The sequence below is a fragment of the Olivibacter jilunii genome, assembly GCF_900607235.1.
GTDB classification, from domain to species: domain Bacteria; phylum Bacteroidota; class Bacteroidia; order Sphingobacteriales; family Sphingobacteriaceae; genus Olivibacter; species Olivibacter oleidegradans.
The window spans coordinates 42,896-62,880 of record NZ_LR027848.1; the positions used below are offsets into that span (position 1 = coordinate 42,896).

16 protein-coding genes are annotated in these 19,985 nt (G+C 37.4%); all 16 read right to left on the minus strand.

The window, feature by feature from the left end; all coding sequences use genetic code 11:
• Positions 1 to 228: 228 nt before the first annotated feature.
• On the minus strand, positions 229 to 2,139 hold the full coding sequence (locus E0E36_RS00190) for a polysaccharide biosynthesis protein (RefSeq protein WP_130854344.1): 1,911 nt from the start codon (positions 2,137 to 2,139) through the stop codon (positions 229 to 231).
• A gap of 433 nt (positions 2,140 to 2,572) precedes the next feature.
• The gene (locus E0E36_RS00195) at positions 2,573 to 3,706 is read right to left on the minus strand and encodes an aminotransferase class I/II-fold pyridoxal phosphate-dependent enzyme (RefSeq protein WP_130854345.1); all 1,134 of its coding nucleotides are present in this window, start codon (positions 3,704 to 3,706) and stop codon (positions 2,573 to 2,575) included.
• Between the two features lie 11 nt (positions 3,707 to 3,717).
• Positions 3,718 to 4,371: a NeuD/PglB/VioB family sugar acetyltransferase gene (locus tag E0E36_RS00200; protein ID WP_130854346.1), complete on the minus strand. Its 654-nt coding sequence runs from the start codon at positions 4,369 to 4,371 to the stop codon at positions 3,718 to 3,720.
• Entirely contained in the window at positions 4,349 to 5,080 is a 732-nt protein-coding gene (locus E0E36_RS00205; RefSeq protein WP_130854347.1) for an SDR family NAD(P)-dependent oxidoreductase, read from the minus strand. Before E0E36_RS00205 ends, E0E36_RS00200 begins: the two co-directional genes overlap by 23 nt.
• A gap of 4 nt (positions 5,081 to 5,084) precedes the next feature.
• Positions 5,085 to 5,315, minus strand: coding sequence for a phosphopantetheine-binding protein (locus tag E0E36_RS00210; RefSeq protein ID WP_130854348.1), 231 nt, complete (start codon positions 5,313 to 5,315; stop codon positions 5,085 to 5,087).
• A gap of 18 nt (positions 5,316 to 5,333) precedes the next feature.
• Positions 5,334 to 6,347: a 3-oxoacyl-ACP synthase III family protein gene (locus E0E36_RS00215; RefSeq protein ID WP_130854349.1), complete on the minus strand. Its 1,014-nt coding sequence runs from the start codon at positions 6,345 to 6,347 to the stop codon at positions 5,334 to 5,336.
• A gap of 37 nt (positions 6,348 to 6,384) precedes the next feature.
• Complete coding sequence (locus tag E0E36_RS00220; protein WP_130854350.1) at positions 6,385 to 6,987, minus strand: sugar transferase; 603 nt, start codon at positions 6,985 to 6,987, stop codon at positions 6,385 to 6,387.
• 7 nt (positions 6,988 to 6,994) lie between these two features.
• The gene (locus tag E0E36_RS00225; protein ID WP_130854351.1) at positions 6,995 to 8,230 is read right to left on the minus strand and encodes a glycosyltransferase family 4 protein; all 1,236 of its coding nucleotides are present in this window, start codon (positions 8,228 to 8,230) and stop codon (positions 6,995 to 6,997) included.
• Between the two features lie 4 nt (positions 8,231 to 8,234).
• Complete coding sequence (locus E0E36_RS00230; protein ID WP_207303704.1) at positions 8,235 to 10,118, minus strand: alginate lyase family protein; 1,884 nt, start codon at positions 10,116 to 10,118, stop codon at positions 8,235 to 8,237.
• Between the two features lie 166 nt (positions 10,119 to 10,284).
• Entirely contained in the window at positions 10,285 to 12,402 is a 2,118-nt protein-coding gene (locus E0E36_RS00235; RefSeq protein WP_130854352.1) for a bi-domain-containing oxidoreductase, read from the minus strand.
• Positions 12,399 to 13,274, minus strand: a complete 876-nt coding sequence (locus tag E0E36_RS00240; RefSeq protein WP_130854353.1) for a glycosyltransferase family protein — start codon at positions 13,272 to 13,274, stop codon at positions 12,399 to 12,401. Before E0E36_RS00240 ends, E0E36_RS00235 begins: the two co-directional genes overlap by 4 nt.
• Positions 13,275 to 13,406: 132 nt before the next feature.
• Positions 13,407 to 14,432 (minus strand): glycosyltransferase, encoded by a 1,026-nt coding sequence (locus E0E36_RS00245; RefSeq protein WP_130854354.1) that lies wholly within the window; start codon positions 14,430 to 14,432, stop codon positions 13,407 to 13,409.
• Between the two features lie 66 nt (positions 14,433 to 14,498).
• The gene (locus E0E36_RS00250) at positions 14,499 to 16,238 is read right to left on the minus strand and encodes a DUF4838 domain-containing protein (RefSeq protein ID WP_130854355.1); all 1,740 of its coding nucleotides are present in this window, start codon (positions 16,236 to 16,238) and stop codon (positions 14,499 to 14,501) included.
• 41 nt (positions 16,239 to 16,279) lie between these two features.
• Positions 16,280 to 17,554, minus strand: coding sequence for an oligosaccharide flippase family protein (locus E0E36_RS00255; RefSeq protein ID WP_130854356.1), 1,275 nt, complete (start codon positions 17,552 to 17,554; stop codon positions 16,280 to 16,282).
• A gap of 7 nt (positions 17,555 to 17,561) precedes the next feature.
• Positions 17,562 to 18,710 carry an EpsG family protein gene (locus E0E36_RS28290; RefSeq protein ID WP_130854357.1) on the minus strand — a complete coding sequence of 383 codons (1,149 nt, stop codon included), beginning with the start codon at positions 18,708 to 18,710 and terminating at the stop codon, positions 17,562 to 17,564.
• A 46-nt stretch (positions 18,711 to 18,756) separates the two neighbouring features.
• Positions 18,757 to 19,983, minus strand: a complete 1,227-nt coding sequence (wecC, locus tag E0E36_RS00265) for a UDP-N-acetyl-D-mannosamine dehydrogenase (protein ID WP_130854358.1) — start codon at positions 19,981 to 19,983, stop codon at positions 18,757 to 18,759.
• Between the last annotated feature and the right edge of the window lie 2 nt (positions 19,984 to 19,985).

Genomic DNA, 19,985 nt, shown 5'->3' on the forward strand with positions numbered 1-19,985 from the left:
ACAGCATATCAGTTGGCGGTCTTCTAATAGAAAGCTCTCCTATCACTTCGAATTCTACTTTCAAGCTTCATATGAGTTTTCTTAAAAGTCAATTAATACTTATTACGAACCGGGCTGATTGCAATAAAAATAATACAAAAATTTTATACTTTTGCAATTTCTCTCAACAAAAATGTAAAGTTCTTTTCACGCGTTTGCTTTGCTGATCTCTCTATAAAAGCAAGTACTCTATAAAACTTCTTGCTCCTCGTCCAACTCCTCGTAAGGTGAATTTTTACTTAAAAATTCCGGCACAATGGCTTTCATTTGTTTTACTACTGCCATGTTATCTCCCTCTTTTGACAAGCTCAACAGGCTGTCAATAGCTAGACATGCGTCTACGTAATCATGGTTAATCACGCGTGCAATACTAATCTTTTCATGATGGGTAGGTAAAGTAGACTCTTCAGAATTCAACAACTCCTCGTAGAGCTTTTCGCCAGGTCTCAAACCCGTGAATACAATATCAATATCAACACCGGGTTGCAATCCTGCTAGCTTAATCATTTTCCTTGCCAGGTTGACGATCTTAACCGGCTTGCCCATATCAAAAACAAAAATCTCACCACCCTTTCCCATAGTACCAGCCTCTAGCACTAACTGAACCGCCTCCGGAATGGTCATAAAATAACGAGTAATCTCCGGATGCGTAACCGTAATAGGCCCTCCTTTCTCGATTTGAGCCCTAAATCGTGGTATAACCGAGCCGTTAGATCCTAACACATTACCAAAGCGCGTCGTGATAAAGCGGGTATTTTTATTAAAAGGCGCACTATTTAAACTTTGCGTATAAATCTCTGCGATCCGTTTAGAGCTTCCCATTACATTTGTCGGGTTCACCGCCTTATCGGTAGAAATCATTACAAACTTTTCCACACCATATTGCACGGATAAGTCCGCCACTATACGCGTACCCTTCACATTAGTATGTACGGCCTCGCACGGATTGTTTTCCATCAGAGGTACATGCTTATAAGCCGCGGCATGATAAACAACCTGCGGGCGCAATTGCCGAAACATTTTTTCCATGCGGTGTCGGTTACGCACATCGGCAATCACAATCTCACAACGAACATCGGGAAAAGATTCCTCCACTTCTAATTGTATTTCATGTAAAGGAGATTCCGCCTGATCGCATAAAATCAACACACGCGGATGGTAGTTCATTACTTGCCGAACGATCTCTGAACCGATGGAGCCTGCTGCTCCCGTGACCAATACCCTACGGTCAAATAAGTCTGCCTTTACTTTTGCATTATCAATTTCAATAGGTGGGCGCTGTAGCAAATCTTCAATTCGCAAATTCTTGATTTGCAATTCGCCTATAGTACCCGACAACCATTTATCCGGAGTAGGCGCAGTAACCACCTGAATTTCGAGACGTAAACACCGTTCGATCACCACCTGTTTATCCCGTTCATCCAATCGGTCATTTAATAGCAAAAGTTTATCCACATTCTTGGTAGCTTTCAAACGTGGCAGGTCCTTGATGTGAAATACGCGCTTTTGTTCTACTAGACTGTTCAGTTTAGACCGATCTTTATCTATAAAGCCCACCACTATGAACTTCGAGGTTGCACTTCGTTCTAAGGCCTGCTTTACCAACACCGCCTTGTCATCTGATCCGTAGATCAATACATGAATCTTATCTCTTTTTGATAGTTTATCATGAAAATATTGAAAAGTGCCTTTCGCAGCGATCCGTAAAAAAATCAATAAAGTAGAGCCAATAAAAAAGTTAATCAGTAAAACCTCCCTCACTCGAAGGCTATGTATGTTGAAATAAGGCTCAACAAGTGTGAGTATTACGACGGTGTACAGCGTACTCGCGGCGAGCATCGCCGTAAATATTCGCAGCATATCACGCATATTTGAATAACGAATTAGGCCTACATGAACTTTAAAGAGGAAAAAGATAGGAATGCAAATAACTACGTAGAGATTGGTATAGATAAAAAAATGACCTCGTAAAATCTCTGGGAACTTAAACTCTTCTGAAATAAAATAAGCTAACACAAAAGACCAACTGGCCAACACCAAATCGATTAAAAAGATAATCCATCTTGGAAGTACCTTATTATCCAGTAAAATTTTCCTCATTAGCTAAGTTTTTATATTTGCTACTAAATAAGCAACCCTATTCACCGTCATACAACTAACAACAGCTACACATCAACTAACATTCAATCAATTAATTAGTTTTCAAAAATACGCAAAAATTATGGTAAGCCAAGTAATGAAATGGTTTACATAGCATAAAAATAATCGATCACAAAATTATTAGTCGTTCTCCCCTCTTGTTAATTCCCAATTTTCGGATTTTTGCACAAAAATACACAGTCAGCCGTATCTTGTGAAAAATACGTTAGTAGCAGCAAAAGTAATGCCGTAAATTAGGTTAATTTAATGAAAAAAGATCGTATCGATTAAAAAATAGTGAACAAAGTGGATATCTATAACATTTAACGTTGTCTTCATAAATATACATTTTTTGTTAGCAAGTAGGCAAAAAATGTATACAAAATTATACATATTATCCCGTTGGTAATAAATCTTTCATTCGAGACACAACTCGGGATAGATCTTTTTCTGTCAGATTGGATCCCGAAGGCAAACATAATCCATTGGAAAACAATCCTCTAGACACTTCTTGTCCGTAATAGGCAGCATCTTTAAAGACCGGTTGCATATGCATGGGTTTCCATAACGGCCGAGACTCGATATTGTCCTTTTCTAAGTGAACTCTAACGTCCTCTCTTGTTATACCAGCCACTTTTGGATCAATAAGAATGGTAGAGAGCCATCGATTGGAAATCATTCCTTCCGGTTCTTCTAAGAAGGAAAGACCCGCTATGTTTCCTAAATGTTCTCGATAGTAATCGAAATTCCTTCTTCTCTGTGTCACGCGCGTAGACAACACTCCCATTTGCCCTCTTCCGATGGCCGCACATACGTTACTCATACGGTAATTATAGCCGATATGGCTATGTTCGTAATGAGGTGCTGCGTCTCTAGCCTGTGTAGCTAAAAAGCGTGCTTTCTTAATATAGCCTTCGTTATCCGAAATTAATGCGCCGCCTCCTGAAGTTGTAATAATTTTATTCCCATTGAATGACAGCACGCCAAGTGTCCCAAAAGTACCCATTGCCTTTCCGTCTAAGGTAGATCCTAGCGCTTCTGCGGCATCCTCGATTACAGGTATAGCAAACTCTTCTGCTATAGCCATAATTTCCTTCATCTTAGCCGGCATACCGTATAAATGTACAGGGATGATGGCTTTTGGCTTTTTACCTTTGGATAAACGATCTTCGATTGCTTCTCGTAGCAGCTCGGGATCCATATTCCAAGTATCCCTTTCGCTATCTATAAAGATAGGAACCGCCCCTTGGTATACAATTGGATTAGCGGAAGCGGAGAAGGTCATCGACTGGCAAATCACTTCATCCCCCGCGCTCACATTTAATAAAATTAGCGCCAAATGTAGGGCTGCTGTGCCAGCACTTAAGGCTGCTGCGTGTCCTGTTTTGGTAAAAGCTACCAAATCTCCCTCAAAGCCATCTACATGTGGCCCTAGTGGCGCAATCCAGTTGGTATCAAAAGCTTGTTTGACATATTGTTGCTCCATTTCTCCCATATGAGGAGAAGAGAGCCATATTTTTTCGTTCACTATATTACACTTTAAAATATTCTCTTCGCAGGGTTTCCAAAATAGGTACCTATCTCTTTGATGCTTTTAACGACCACAGCACCCGCTCCAATTATTACTTTATCGGGAATTTTTACGCCTGGTAAGACAACGGCGTTCGACCCTATAAACACCTCGTCACCTATTACTGCACCTCCACCAACATCTACGTTTGCCATAATGCTTGTGAAGTCACCTATTTGCGCATCATGTCCGACTTGGCTACCTAAATTCAAGAAAACCGACTCTCCAATTTTAACATTGCAGGTTATTATTACGTTCGGACATAGCACGGCCCCTCGATTGATTATATTATTGTCACCTATTAAACATGAACTATGCTTAAATGACAATATTGACGAGCCCAGTGAAATGATTTTAGACACTAGATCCTTTTTAATTCCTGGATTCGCAATGCCCATCAAACAATTCTTATACTTTTTTATATTTCTATCCGAGATTGATCCTAAAATAGTATATTGATTTGCAAATCCGTCTAGTGCACCCTTATTGTCATCCAAGTATCCCTGCAATAGGAGTTTCTCTGAAAAGTTAGAAGAATGGGAAACCCAACTCTGCAATTCTCGTCCGAGGCCACCAGCTCCAATGATTACAAACTTAGATTTACTTGATCGAATATCCTCCATCTATTTTAAAATTCTGTCCTGTAATCCATTTACTATTATCTGAAAGAAGAAAACTAATAAGAGAGACTATATCGTCAACTTTTCCAAATCCTAACGGGTGCATGGATTTAATCTCTCGTTCTTTTTCTTTGCCAATAATCGAAAACAAGTGTGCCGTCATAGGAGTTTCTACCACTCCAGGAGAAACTGAATTAACCCGTATTCCTCGCGAGGCAAGCTCTAGTGCTGCTGCACGTACTAAACCTATTATAGCTGCTTTTGAAGAGCAATACGCTGTTTTACCAGGTTGGCCAAGTTCACCCATTATTGAGGAGAGAAACACAAATGAAGCACCGTCATGACACGATTTTTTCTTAGAAAACATACGCAACAACTGAAATGCACCGTGAAAATTTACGTTGAAGATATCGTTCACTTTTTCGTGAGAATATGATGATAAAGGTAACGTCTCTTCCTTTCCTGCACAGTATACCATTCCGTGAATTTTACCAAAACCATTTAACAAGGTATCGATTTCCGATATATTTTCAAGTGGCAAGTTTAAGTCGATTGAAACAAAATGAAAAGAGCTTTGAAATTGCTCAAGTACGTCGGAAACTTTTGTAACATCTCTACCGATCCCAATAACCCTCTCACCTTGCTGAAGCAAGGAGATACAAATGCCTTTTCCAATACCTGATGTTGCTCCAGTAATTAAAAAATTTCGCATGGGCTTAATCAAATTTCTCTTCGCCAATCTTTTTTATGAGGGAGGCTATATCCGTTATCCCATCTAAATCTTTAGCGGAAATAGTTACATTAAAGTTATCGGCCACATAACCCACTAAAACCATTGCAGTCATCGAATCCCACTCATCAAGCTCCTTGATCATAGTATGCTCATCTAAATTTGCTTCGACTTCTAACTCGTCTTTTAAATTGAAAAAAAATTCTTTCTTTGTCATTTTTTTATCGTTTTTGCACTATAATAGCTTCCCAAGTTTTACTAATCCGCCCGACCAAGACAACCCTACACCAAATCCCGCTAAAATAACGTTATAAAGCTTAAGATCAACTATATTTCTCTCAGCAAATCTCTTTAGCGCTATTGGTATTGTGTTTGAGACAGTATTACCTCCATCTTCCAAAGATATGTAAAATTTGCTTTGATCAATTTTTAGCCGCTTTCTTATAAGGTTTAACATAAAAGCATTAGCTTGATGAAAAATATACTGATCAATCCTATCTTTGTTAATATTATTAGCCGCTACGACCTCTTCAATAAACGGTGGGATTACTTCTGTAGTGAAATTAAAGATTGCGGGCCCATCCATATATAAATCGTTGTCTGTATATATGTTATCAGAACCGTACACCAATTTATTTGCATTTGGTGTAAAAGGTGTCTTAGAAGCACCATTACGCACTATAAGCTTATCGTAGCCTGAGCCATCTGTCCCGAACAAGAACTGTCCTATTTGTTCATCATGTGTTTTAGATATAAGAGTTGCTGTTGCCGCATCTCCAAAAATAGCACGGTTCGATCTATCTTCTTTGTTTATAAACTTCGAATATGTTTCCGCCGTCACTAACAGAACATTATTAGCCTGTCCTGACAATATTAATCCATTGGCAAGACTCAGTCCATAAGTATAACCAGAACAACCTAGGTTGAAATCCAAGGCTCCAATATTTTTTCGTAAGCCCAACCTGTCCTGTAAAATACAGGCGGATGTCGGTAAAAAGTACTCTGGACTTTGCGTACAATATAGAACATAATCTATTAATTCCTTTTCGACTTTGCATAATAATTTCTGACAAGCCTCGACAGCCAAGTCTAATGCCGTCTGATTTTTATCTGCTATATACCTACACTTAATGCCAACTTTAGTCTCAAATTTAGAGATATCATACTCTTGGAACTCCGTTTGGAGGTCCTCATTCGTTACTTTTATATCTGGAAATAAATACTCAATTCCTAAAATTTTTGCACCCATTGTTGTCTGTTTATACAAATGTAACAATAACAATCGATCAATTGCCCTTAAATCTCTCAACAGTCGCTTCTCCTTCAGCATTGATGCCTTCTCGCCTAAACACCTTCATGATTGTCATCCAAATAATCCTTAAATCTAGTGAAAAAGATAAGTTATCCACATACCAAACGTCATAGGCAAATTTCTGCTGCCAGGAGATTGCATTTCGTCCATTTACCTGTGCCCAGCCTGTAATACCAGGCCGTACGTCATGTCTTCTCTTTTGCTCCGCATTATAGAGCGGTAGATACTCAACCAATAAAGGGCGCGGCCCCACTAAGCTCATATCGCCCTTAATTACATTTAGCAATTGCGGAATTTCGTCTAACGATGTTCTACGAACAAAACTTCCAATCGCAGTTAAACGTTCGGCATCCGGCAAAAGATTTCCGGCCTGATCCCTTCTGTCGTTCATGGTCTTGAACTTAATGACTTTGAAAATTTGAGCATTTTTTCCAGGACGAGATTGCAGAAAAAAGGGTTTTCCGCGGTTGGTAAAGAAAAGAAATACAGCAATTAGAACAAAAATTGGAAGGGCAATCACAAATGCGATTAATGATAGAATAAAGTCGGCTAACCTCTTTATGAAAAATTTGTACATTATTTTGCTACTTGACAATTTGTTTTATTCTCTTAATATATTTTTTCGCCAGAATTTCACGATCAAAGTTTTCTCGAGCATACTTATATCCGTTCTCTCCCTCTACTTTAAGACGACCGGGATCGGATATATATTGTCTTATAATTCTATCGAATTCTGAAATGTTCTCCGGTTCAACATAAGATCCAGCTTGCGCAGTTTCCACAAGCTCACGAGACACTCCATCTATCGCCATCAAAATAGGCGTTTTACAAGACATATAATCAAAGGTCTTGTTGGAATAAACCGTCTTAAAGGTATCGACCTTTTTTAACACAGATGCTCCCATATCTGATGCTAATATGTACTTAAAGACGTCCGCCTTCGGAACAGGATCAACAAACCTTACATTCTTAACATTCATTTCAGTAGCCAATTGTTTAAGCCTCTCCTTCTCCATCCCTTGACCAATTAACAAAAATAATACATTCGTATCTTCTAGAAGCTTTCCTGCCTTAAGTATTTGCTCGAGGTGATTTGCAACGCCATGGGCTCCAACATAAGTAATGATGAATTTTCCAGACAACTCATGAATTTCTCTAAAAGCCTCTCTATTAAAATTTTTTAACAACGTTTCTGACAAGCTAAAGTCAGACGCATTGGGAATCATCAGAAGCTTATCTGGAGAGACACTTTTCTTTTCTAATAAGGTTTTATAAAAAGCTGGCGTAAGAACGTTTATTAGTTTAGCTTTGCGATAGATAAAGCTTTCAAACCAGTAAGCAAATCTAATAATAAATTTGTTTGTCAGAACACCAGTATCGATTGCGGACTCAGGCCATAGATCTCGAATTTCAAATACAAGGGGTATCCGTCTAACACGGGAGATAATATACCCACTAAAGCCAACGAAAAGCGGTGGTGATGTAACAACTACAACATCAAATTTCCCTTTTGCTTTAAATATGCCTGCCCAAAGTGCCGAAAACATAAAGGAAAAATAGCCCCAAAGCCTGCCAGTAAACCCTTTGTTATATGACTCGGAAACGTGACTTCGCCAAACCATTACATCTCCCTGTTGTTTTTTTACAAAATACTTCCCCTTGTATTCCTGCCTTTTTCTATGACCATTTGCGTGAACCATCCCGGCTAATACTACTACCTGATGACCTTCTTTCGTCCATGTTTTTGTCATTTCATTCCACCTTGACCCGCCAGCATCGTCGTCTTCGAGATAATATTGATGTAATAGTAAAATTTTCATGGCTTTAGTCTTCTAGAGCAAATTTAGTAATGATGTTGTTTTTAAAGCGAAAAGAGGTCCCCTTACCTTTGAGCATAGATCCATAAAAATCCGAATTGTATGATTCAATAGCTTCCCCTTCGATTACATTGCCATTTTCATTAGCCGTTATATTAATCGGACTTCGATCGTGATGCCATAATTGGAACTTTAACAAATCCGGGGCATTCTCAACCATATCGTACACGGTCCACATGTTTTTCCCCTTTTCCTTTCTTATCACTCGATGATGTGTTACTTTAGGATTTAAAAAACGGAACGCACTGATCGTTCCCTTGAAGGTGTAGGCTTCATTCGTTTCCTCCCACATTCCGCCTTTTGCTTGAGACCAATAATACCAAATAAACCTTGAGCCTTTCTGCATCTGTGAATGACTTCCAATCATGACAGTATTGTGTCCGCGTGTACCGGAAAAATAATCTTGAAATTCTTTTGTCGTATTGTATTTGTATGTGCCCGAATCTCTAAGAACGTTGATCCCCCTGCACCAGACGTCGAGATGCAAATTGTCTGCATGCCCTGGCCTATCCTTATGTCTACCACATCGAATAAGCATAAACAAATCGTTCTCTCGCAAAAGATAATATCCGCCCTTTTTAAATGAAAGTACTCCTTTATGCTTCTCAATCGGATCAAATTTATATCGATGTCTACTGTCATGATGTAAGGTAGTCCAATATGAATCTTCAGCGATATGCGTTTGACTTGGATAAATATGACGGCCAGTGAGAAGCTTGTGGAGTGTATTTAACTGAGGCCTATAATCCCGATAACCACAATTAGTGAGTGGAAAAAAAAGCGCTCCATCATTTGCACCATAATTTGGCAGAAAACCATTTTCTTCCTGTATGCATTGATATAGAAAATTTAACGATTTATAAGCTCTATCATATACTACTTTAGCAAAAGGGACATTCTTCCATTCAGCAATCGAGACACCTAATGAAAGAAGCTGTACAACTACACGATGATAATTCATACTAAATTGTAAAAAAGTACCGTCTTCATATATTTGATAAGCAATCTCCTGTTCAAACCATTTCCTCCCATTTGTCGCCCACATTTCAGTATCGGATATAAAAGGGAAAAGGAGATTGCTCAAGCTTAGCATTAGTGTTTCTGTTATTGCATGATTATTTCGTACTGCAATTCTAGAAAAATCAATGTGATGATATACATGATGTAGCGACCAATAAATTACATTTTGAATTTTTCCCCAACGTTTTTCTGTTAGATTTGGAGAATTTTTATAGTAACATAATACGTAATACCAATTGAAAAGTCGAAGAGAAATTTCTTGACTACATCGCCAATTTGGCCCTTTATTGACTGAGTTTGTGTCAATCCAACTTTCAATCTCTGAGAAAACAAAATCTGAATGATCCTCTTGAAAATGATAATCATGTCTCAGGACGACGAGAATCCAAGAAAATCTCGATTTCTCCCAAACATATTTTATATCTCCAGCCGTTGAACTGAAATCATTGATTTTAGACCAATGGGTATTCTTATCGTACTTGAAACCGGTTTCTGGATTGGTGAGCCAATCGTAATCTAGTCCCAACATTTTCCACTTATGATTAAAAAAGCAGATCTCCCCTCTTTTTATTTTCTGAAAATCCTCGTTAAGCTTTGCGTTTCTTTCTCTTTTTAAAACGATGTTTTCAGGTTGGAAGTAGAGCGTATTATTACTACGCCAGCTATCTAGGCTTGTAAAAAATTTCGGTGATACATTTGAAGGGTGCCTTTTTTCGAGTACACCCAACCGCTTTTCCAATTCGTGCCTAACACGGTAAATCGTATACCGAAAGCCCATGTTTTTGATAATCTGAAATGGTGTAAACCCCATGTAATTTCGCTTTAAAAAGATATATGTTAAATGTATAGGCCTAAAAATTTGCCATATATTCCCCTTATTTTGACAACATCAGAGGTGTTTCGCCCCTATCAATTTTCTTATTTTTAACTTTTGGAGAAACATCTTTTAATCTAAAACTATTATAGGCTACATAATATTATTTGATGGCAATCCATTTACCATCCTTCAAACTATCTATTGCAGCAAAGGATGCTTTTGTAGTATTAACGATCTCAACAAATGGAATTAGCGGTTCTCCTCCGTTCCTTACTTTTTCAATTAGTTGACAGAATTGATGTCGATGCCCTTTATCAAGTGGTGTTTTTAACCTCGAAAAATCCTTAAAGCCAAATCCTTCTGTCCTTCTAAAATTGTCCATAACAAGCGTCCGCTCTTGTGAAAAGACCTCAACTCTCTCCTTAGAATAGGCCTTCGATCCATTTGAAAAGTAGTTGATAACGCCGGTTGAGCCGTTTTCATATTTTAAAAGAATACTAACGTTATCCGAATTTGTTTCGGGATCAGTTCCAAGTGCATTTGCACATACTGCCTTCACTCTACTTCCAGTAAGGAAGCTTATTAAATCAATAAAGTGGCAAGCTTCGCCTATAATTCGACCTCCCCCCACCTTTAAGTCATGTACCCAAACGTTATCTGGAATATGTCCCGCATTCATAGTGGCAACGACATTCATCTGTGCCGTCCCCAATAACTTTTTCATCTTTATAATGTGCGGCGAAAAGCGCCTATTAAATCCAACCGTGATTGATTTACCTGTACGAGACTGAATCTCTATTATTTTATTGAGTTCGTCCAAATTGAGTGCTAATGGCTTTTCTACAAAAACATGTTTACCGGCTTGTAAAGACTCAACAACCATTGGGGCGTGTAGATTATGTCTTGTGGTTATCAAAACCATATCAACCTCTGGGTCATTTAATATCTCTTTATAATCGGTGGTAGAACAGGATATTTGATATTTTTGGGCCAAGGCGGTTCCACTAACACCACTTTGACTAGCGATATACTTTAAATTAACGGCTGTTCCCTTAAGAGCCGGAAGCATTGTCATTTTCGTGAAATTCCCTGATCCAACGATTCCAATGGTACCGTTTGAAGGCAGGAGGGCAATATCGCGTAGCTTAACGGTATTATTCGGCTTATCTGTATTATTTGTATTATATGCAAGGAGAGAAGCAATTGCGTTACTAGACCCTATTTTCCCGTATACTTGCAAATAATCTTCTAGCTGTACTATTTCCGTTATCATCTCACGTACCTGCAGCTTACCAGAAGATATCGCCTGTAAGATTGCCTCAAAGTTCCTCTTTTCAGTCCACCTTACAAAAGAAAGCGGATAATCAATTCCTTTTTGTTCATACTGATCGTCATATCTTCCGGGACCGTAAGAGCAAGACACTTGGAAAGTAAGCTCCTTTTCGTAAAACTCAGCGCGGCTTAAATTAAGACCAATAACTCCCACCAGTATGATCCTACCCCTTTTTCTAGACATCCTTGCGGCTTGAGAAATAATTTCATCTGACTTTGTTGATGCTGTAATTAAAACCCCATCAACACCTATTCCGTTGGTTACCTCTTCAGCAAACTTCACTACATCCCCTGTTTTGGGATTAAACGGTATTACTCCCCAAGCGGCAGCCATTTGAAGCTTACGATCGTCGATATCTATACCTACAACACGACAGCCATTTGCTATAAGTAGCTGTGCCGTTATCAATCCGATAAGGCCCATTCCTATTACAGCTACGGTCTCGCCTAAAGTTGGATTAAGAAGCCGTATGCCCTGTAGCCCTATAGAGCCTATTACGGTAAAGGTGGCTTCCTCATCGGTTACAGTCTCCGGAATATGTGCAACCAGATTTTTCGGAACACATACATATTCGGCGTGTTGTCCATTGGAAGCCACACGATCGCCAACCTTGAATTCGCTTACACCCTCCCCTACTGCTATGACTCTACCCACATTGCAATAACCTAACGGTAATGGTTCTCCAAGTTTATTAAATACAGCCTCCAAAGTCGGCAATAATCCTTCCGTTTTAATCTTGTCTAATACTTGCTTCACTTTCTCCGGTTGTTGACGAGCTTTAGAAAGGAGGTTTGATTTTCCAAATTCAACTAACATTCGTTCAGTACCTAGTGACACCAGGCTCGTTGTGGTCTGTATCAGGACGTTGCCCTTTCGTATTAAGGGGGCGGGTACTTCTTCTAATATCGTTTCTCCAGTTTTAAATGATTGGATAATTTGTTTCATAAAGTATTAAGCTGTTTGTAAAGATTGAGCAAATCACGTGAGCCAGTATCTTCGAAGATAGGAGAAGAATGATTAATATGAAAACTTGTCAACTTATTTTCAAGATCGTTTAAATCGCTCACCAATATCACTCCTTTTGGGCGATCCACAACGTTACTGGCAATAACCTGCTTTCCGGTAGACAAAGCTTCTTTTACGGAAAGAGAGTCACCGTCAGTTGACGTAAATCTAATAAAGCAGTCCGCCTCATGAATGACCGCATTAAAATCATGGGGAAATGCCAAGAAAAGTACATTCTGAGGAATTTCTATATTAAGGCTTTTGAGATAAAGTTTATAATTACCTGACGGATCCGATATTATTAGAGCCATATCTTGATATTTACCAAAAACTCGCACTAAATCAGATATACGATATGTTTCATTGCCATCCCTATCGAAAGATACATTAAACGCATTTGTACAAAATAACCTTCTTTGTTGTTTAAGGTTTGAGATTTTGTCGATTGTAGCAAAATCTAAGCTTTCCACCTTTTGTGGCGGAATAAATGCAGAAATCATCTTTACCTTCTTATTTATAGCATAAGCAATATCATAACTTGCATGATTCAAAACTATCGGAAGTGCCGCTAAGTACAATGTCAATTTATCTAAGATATCTTTTACCCCACCATATCGACCTAAATTCCCGTGAAAAGTGACGATCAACTTCTTAAAAAAGAAAAAACATGCAAGCGAAAGAAGAAAGCGAAGGTATACACTGGAAGTATGGAGATGTATGACTTTATGTTTTAAGAAAAAATACACCAATATTCGCTTTTTCTTTACTTGTAAATCGAAAAAATCGAACGATATACCTTCTTTTCTCAGCAATATTAATAATCTCGAAACGTGCACAGTGACTCCTCCAATAGGAGGGGGTACCTTTCCTATAATGCCAATGTTGCTCATCTTTAGAATTGTCTTTTTTTAGTAGCTTGATATTTGGTGTCTCCCCCACCTGAATTAAATACCTTTTCTTGTGAGGTTTAGAAAAATCTCTCTCGTAAATTTATCTGTTCTTTTAACAACTTTCAATGTTGTTTTCCAAAATCTAAGGAATTTTATAGGGGAAATAGACGTATCTCTTCTGAGCACAATGTATGAACTTGCGATATGCGCAAAAACTGTAATATACCAGTTTATTAAGCTTTGATAATCTTTCAAATCCGATAATCTCATAGCATAGTGATAACATATTGGACCTAATTTATCGCTCGATACTTTTTTCCTTGAGGTGCCCACTTTATGCAAAATTATTGAATTAAGTACACATAGCTGCTCAAGTTTTGCTTTTTTCAACCGTAAAGACAGTTCAAAATCTTCTTCACCAAAGAAAAATTTCTCACTTAGCAAGCCCGTCTTATCTAAATCCATCATTAAAGCACACCCTGTAGCATAATCTACCTGTAATATCTCCTTTTTGGAAACTTTTGAAGTATGCTCTCTAAAATAATAATACCTTCTAGCGCCATACCATGTAATTTTCCCGCCACAATTCCAAATAATATCTGAGGGATTAAAATACCTTATTTGGGGTATCACTGTCGCTGGCTTTTTATTCAACATGACCTCGAACATTTTAGACAAAGAATCCTCCAAAACTTCCGTGTCATTATTTAAGAGCATAGCGTACCTTCCGCCAATCGCTTTTATGAATCTTAAAGCTACGTTGTTACCTGGCGCAAACCCGAGATTACTCTCATTTTTGATTATTACAATTTTATCGTTACTCTTAATTTTTTTTAAACTTTCCCCAATAGGTAGTGGTTCAGTCATCAAGACATCATTCCCATTGTAGTTCACTATGTGTTTAAATTTCTTCTGACAATATACATTAAGTCGATTTAATTGTTCCAGTTCAGAACCGTTATCCACGAGTACAATAGTATACTTGTCAAATGAGCTATTTAATATACTGTCAATACATAGGCAGGTATCCTCATAGCCATTCCAATTTAACACAACGATGTATAAGCTTTCTTCGTTCAAGATTGATTCAGTCTATTAACCAATATTCATCATTATTAATATCCAAAACGCCATATATAATCGACACTAGTTAATAACTCGATTGATATTGTCTACCGTATGTCGATGCAATGGGTTCTCTTTTAACTGCTGTAAGACCTTCAAAAACTCTTCCGACTTCTTAAAGTCCTTTAAATTTGAGAACTTGCCAGAACTATAAAGTTGAAGACCCAGTTTGTATAAGCTCCACATATCGTATATCGCCTGAGCTCTCTGCTTTTCTTTATTCCCTTTAGCCTTAGCGCAAACGTTTTCAAGAAGGGTCTCTGAATCTCTTATCATTTTTTCATCAACAAGTTTTAAGTAATCGACATTATTAAATGGTAAAAACGTACTATTAATAGCAAACCATGGTGTTTTGATGAGCTTTTTACTCCAATAGTTTTCCCAAATAGTATAATACTGCCTCAAATAGGTTGCCGCATCTTTTCCAACACATTTTTCGTACCACTCATTTAAAAGATTGTCAACATTTTGGTTCGGATTCCATAACAATTTTGTCAGTAACCAATATTTGGGTCCTTCTCCCCAGTTTGGATAAATTTCACCATAAAAATGCTTTACTTTATTTGCATTTCCCCATTTTAGATATTCTGCCATAATATGAGGATAAGCTCTAGGAATTAAATATGTATTCCCGTAAAGATAGTCATACCAACCGAGTTCCGGAACATGTTTCGCCCATTTTGCAGTTCTTACTTGGTCATTTCTTTTTGCTTCTAAATTCGACCATCGAATTCGTTCGTAAGTTAGGTAAGGGACTACCTGATCGCTTACACCAACTGAAGTTGAAGGAGGATCAGCTACATTATAATAAGCAAGTAAACCATATTTTTTATTTGGATACTTCTTATTTACCTCGGCTATAACGCCATTAACCCAAGAATAATATGCGTCAGAACTGTTCTCAAATCCCAAGTAGTTCTTTCCACTTTTCGACTTAAGCTGATTGGCTCCAACTCGGTGTGTATCGTTTATACCAAGAGAAAAACTGCTGGCATTCTCATTCTTACTGAAATATTCAATAATCTTTTCAGCACCGATCTTTTTAAATGCCGGAGAGCTAAAATTCGGTTGCCAAGTATGGTCAGAGGAACTTTTAGGATAATACCTTTTGCCGCCATATATTGGAAAGATATCAGCATCGTACTTTTCCAGGTTCTTATCACCGACGAAATAATTCATATTATGATGAAAACTGATTTTACTAACTAACCTATTTCTTCTACCCCAAATATTTAGGTCGCTTGACCCATTAATATCTATCGGGGAAAGTTGGCGCGATTTATAAGAGGGATTTGAAACAACATTAATTTGTGGTAGAGATAAATTTTTCTTAGTTGGAACATATGTTCCAAGATCAGTTGGCATCAACCAAGTGACTTCTAAACATCGTTCAATAAAATCATATATACCGAATTCTGTTCCTAAGTCGGTGCTTCCAACAATCAAAAACTCTCCATTGCGGTTTGATCGCAATATATAGGCATCACTTTCTTTGCCCCGGAAGTCACTGCGATAATTATCAGAAGATGTAATAATCCTGATTACGTTGCCTTTTGAACTGGCAACCAAGGGAAGTGTAGCGCCAGAAATTTCTTTTACATATTTTTGCAGTAATAGACTTGCTTTTTTTACATTTTCTGAAGCATTTTCATTTAATACAATTTTTGCTTTAGGTGAACCATTTGTTACAATAGGAATCTGCTGAGCTAGCAAACGGTTGCAAAAAAGGAAAACAAACAAAAGTGACATTCTTTTTATCATAACCAACTGATTAAAAATTTTATCCTATAGCACTTACGAACTTAAGAGAGTCGTTTTTCTTTCAACCCAAAAAAGTCTTTTTTATAAAAAGCTCTGGTAATCAAGCAAAAAAGCAGAGCCTCGGCAATAACCATTGAAACAGCTGCGCCAGCATCTTGGAAATAAAGAGATAAGGCCAAACAAAAAACTACACTAATGCCTCCTGATATCCATACAAATTTGGTAAACTGACCACTTAAATCGAAATTTACCATCCCTATAATACCATAATAGAAATTCATTCCTCCAAACAATATTACCAGCGAAAGTATTCTCAAATCCAAAACCGATCCAGAAAAGTTTGTACCGATCATTATTTCAATAATATGCTTTGCAAATAAAAACACAATAACAGAAAGCAATAATAAGACCATATTGTAATATTTTCCAATCTTAAAAAAAACATTATGACTATTTTTATCATGACTAAACTTTCTACTAAAATATGGGTACAAAGTATTCACAAAAGGGGCAGTAACAGACTGCACTGCCTTAATTAACTTTTCAGCTGGGGCGTAATATCCGACTATTGTATAATTCGTCAACATACCGAGAATAAGAATATTAGAGTCTCGATAAAAATTGATCCCGACAGTTGATAAGAAAATTTGAAATCCTTCATTGACCTCCGTAGTCATCTCCTTTAAAGAAGGCCAGACAAATGAGATCTTCAAATGACAAAAGATGATAAAATAAGAGAATATAGCGCCGGTGAGAAAACTAACCGATTGGATCGCCATTGCTAAACCGTAATCTGATGAACTCTTCACTAATATGAAAATAAGAATTACAGACACAGCGCGAGCGACGAAATTAATTACAGTTATATACCGCATATTTTCTAACCCCTGTAATAACCAATATGGCGTCAGCGACTGGCCAACAAATATTCCAACACCTAAAATGTATAAAGAAAACTCCGCTTTAAATATGGGAATAAAAAAAAGACAACCGAGCAAAACTGCTATGCCAATAATATTAAAAACAAGTCGTACCACGGTAATAGCACTAAACACTCTATTTAATGAATCGGCATTATCTCGTATTATTGATACCTTTTTTGTCCCTGAATAAAGGAATCCGTATTGTATAAAAAGATTGAAGTAATTTAAGATTGAATACGCAAAGATGTAAGTGCCGTATTTTTCCACACCTAATACTCTTGTTAAATATGGAATTATAAGCAAAGGAAAGATATAGTTCGTTACATTCAACAATGATAAGGAGAAAAAATTCTCTATTAACTTTTTATACCTCAAGTAAAAATTTTTACACATATCCTTCTTAGTAATGATAGTCTAAATCCATCATATTAATATAAATTCTCTCTCTATTTAACTCTATTTGAGGATCGAAAACTGTATGGTATGGAAAATAAAGCATATAGAATCGTGTCCCGATTCTATATTCCGAAGTATCTCTTACGTAGTAATATATTTGATGGATTAGTAACATTACTATGGCAAAATTGGCCAATTTTGATGAATAATTAGACGATTTTTTTAACGTCTGAATTGAACAAAAAGTGTCTGCTAAGTAGACAACATTTAGCAGAGCTAAGTAGTTTAAAAACCGATAAAACCCACCGAGTATGAGCGATAGTATGCCTATTATAAGATACGGGCTGACGTTATTTTGAAATACATGTTGTCCAATATCGTTCTTTTTTCGCACAAAATGAAACACTAATGTAGGTAATACCACCAATAATTGCATAAGCACACCGAAAATATTTATTTCACTCGACATGTACGATTTTATCTTTATTGCTATTTGATCTGTAAAAGAAAAAATCATTAGGACGTTTTCTATATTTATAATTGGTAACAATATCAAAAGTAAGCACATCAACAAAATGTACTTCCGACTAAGTCTTTTATACAGAATAGGCAAAAAAAACAGCATCATGGCCGAACTGTGAAGAAATACTGCAATAAATGCTAAAGTATAATATTTAAACCATTTTTTTGCGATGAGCGAAGGAACCGATAACAAAAAGACGGCTATTGCAAGCGACTCACGCAAGATTTCCATATTAAAGTACGTGTAATAAAGAATATAATAGAATAAAACAGCAACATACTTGTATTTACAATACTTGTTAAAGAACCAAAAAACGGCTCCATTGACAATGGCAGCGTGAATTAGCTGAAAAAAGACAAAATCATTCCAAACTGCTTTAACAAAGGCATTAAAAATGTACCAAAGGGGGTTATAGGGCGCATTCAAATAATCAAACCTCGGTAGATCAGCGAATTGCGGTAATTTGTTGAAATCATTAATATAGGCCAATGTGTCGCCACCAACTCTATATCTCAACCCAGCAACAAGCGTTAAGATAAGGTATAAGAAAATATAACTAACTACACCCTTCTTTCGCTCTGGAATAAGAGCTGTACATAAAAGTAGTATAAGAATAGCTAAATAAATCATTTCTCACCCATTTCCTAGACTATATTTTATAGAACCTCAATCATTCCTACAGACCTTGTTTCTTATTGTTAACTCCGCAGAAGTCTAAAACAATTTTATCTTCGGAGAAAGAAAGCGCTTTAAATTCATCATGTGCCACTAAAAAAGCGATGATATCTGCCTTTTCAACCGCTTCTTGATAAGAAGTCAATTTAAAAACATGATGAGAGTCGATATTAGGTTCAACTATAAAATACTCTTCGTCATTAGCATCCTGCATAATACGCTGTGCAATGTACTTGGCAGGTGATTCTCTTAGATCATCAATATTAGGTTTAAATGCGAGCCCCATAATAGCAATTGAAGGCTTCCGTCCATGTTTTAATTGAAAACCGAGACGGGCGTTTTTCACCTTCTCTGCACACCAAAAGGACTTGTAATTGTTAATTTCTCTTGCTGAAGCTATAATTTTTGATTCCAACGGAAACTCAGCCACTATAAAATAAGGATCGACCGCTATACAATGTCCGCCAACCCCACAACCCGGTTGTAGAATGTTAACACGAGGATGCTTATTAGCTAATCTAATCAACTCCCAAACGTCTATTCCAGCTTTGTCGCAAATTAATGAAAGTTCATTCGCAAATGCAATTTGAACATCGCGAGACGAATTCTCCGTGAGTTTACACATCTCTGCTGTACGCGCATTGGTTGAGTGAAGTTCACCTTTAACGAATTTTTGGTAGAAACTTATTGCCTTTTCGGTTGACGCAGTATTGACACCGCCGATCACGCGATCATTATTCACAAGCTCATACATGACATTTCCAGGTAAAACCCGCTCAGGACAATAGGCTAAGAAAATTTCACCTTCTAGTTCTGGACGCTCCGAGAAAATCAATTTCATCATTTTTTCTGTAGTGCCTACAGGAGATGTCGACTCTATTATATACAGATCTCCCGCCTTTAAAAGTGGTATTATGGATCTGGTTGCTGCCTCAACATAAGATATATCAGGCTCATAATTTCCCTTAAATGGCGTTGGAACAACAATAAGATAGGTATCAGCAACTGTTGGCTGAGTATCTGCCCTTAGAAATCCCGAATTAACTGCCTTAGCCACGGCTTCATCCAAGCTGGGCTCAACAATATGTATTTTGCCTGCATTGATCGTATCCACTACTCGTTGATTTACATCAACGCCATGTACGAAGATTCCATTATTTGCAATTAACGCCGATGTGGGCAATCCTATGTATCCCAAACCGACCGTAACGACTTTAGTAATATTCATTA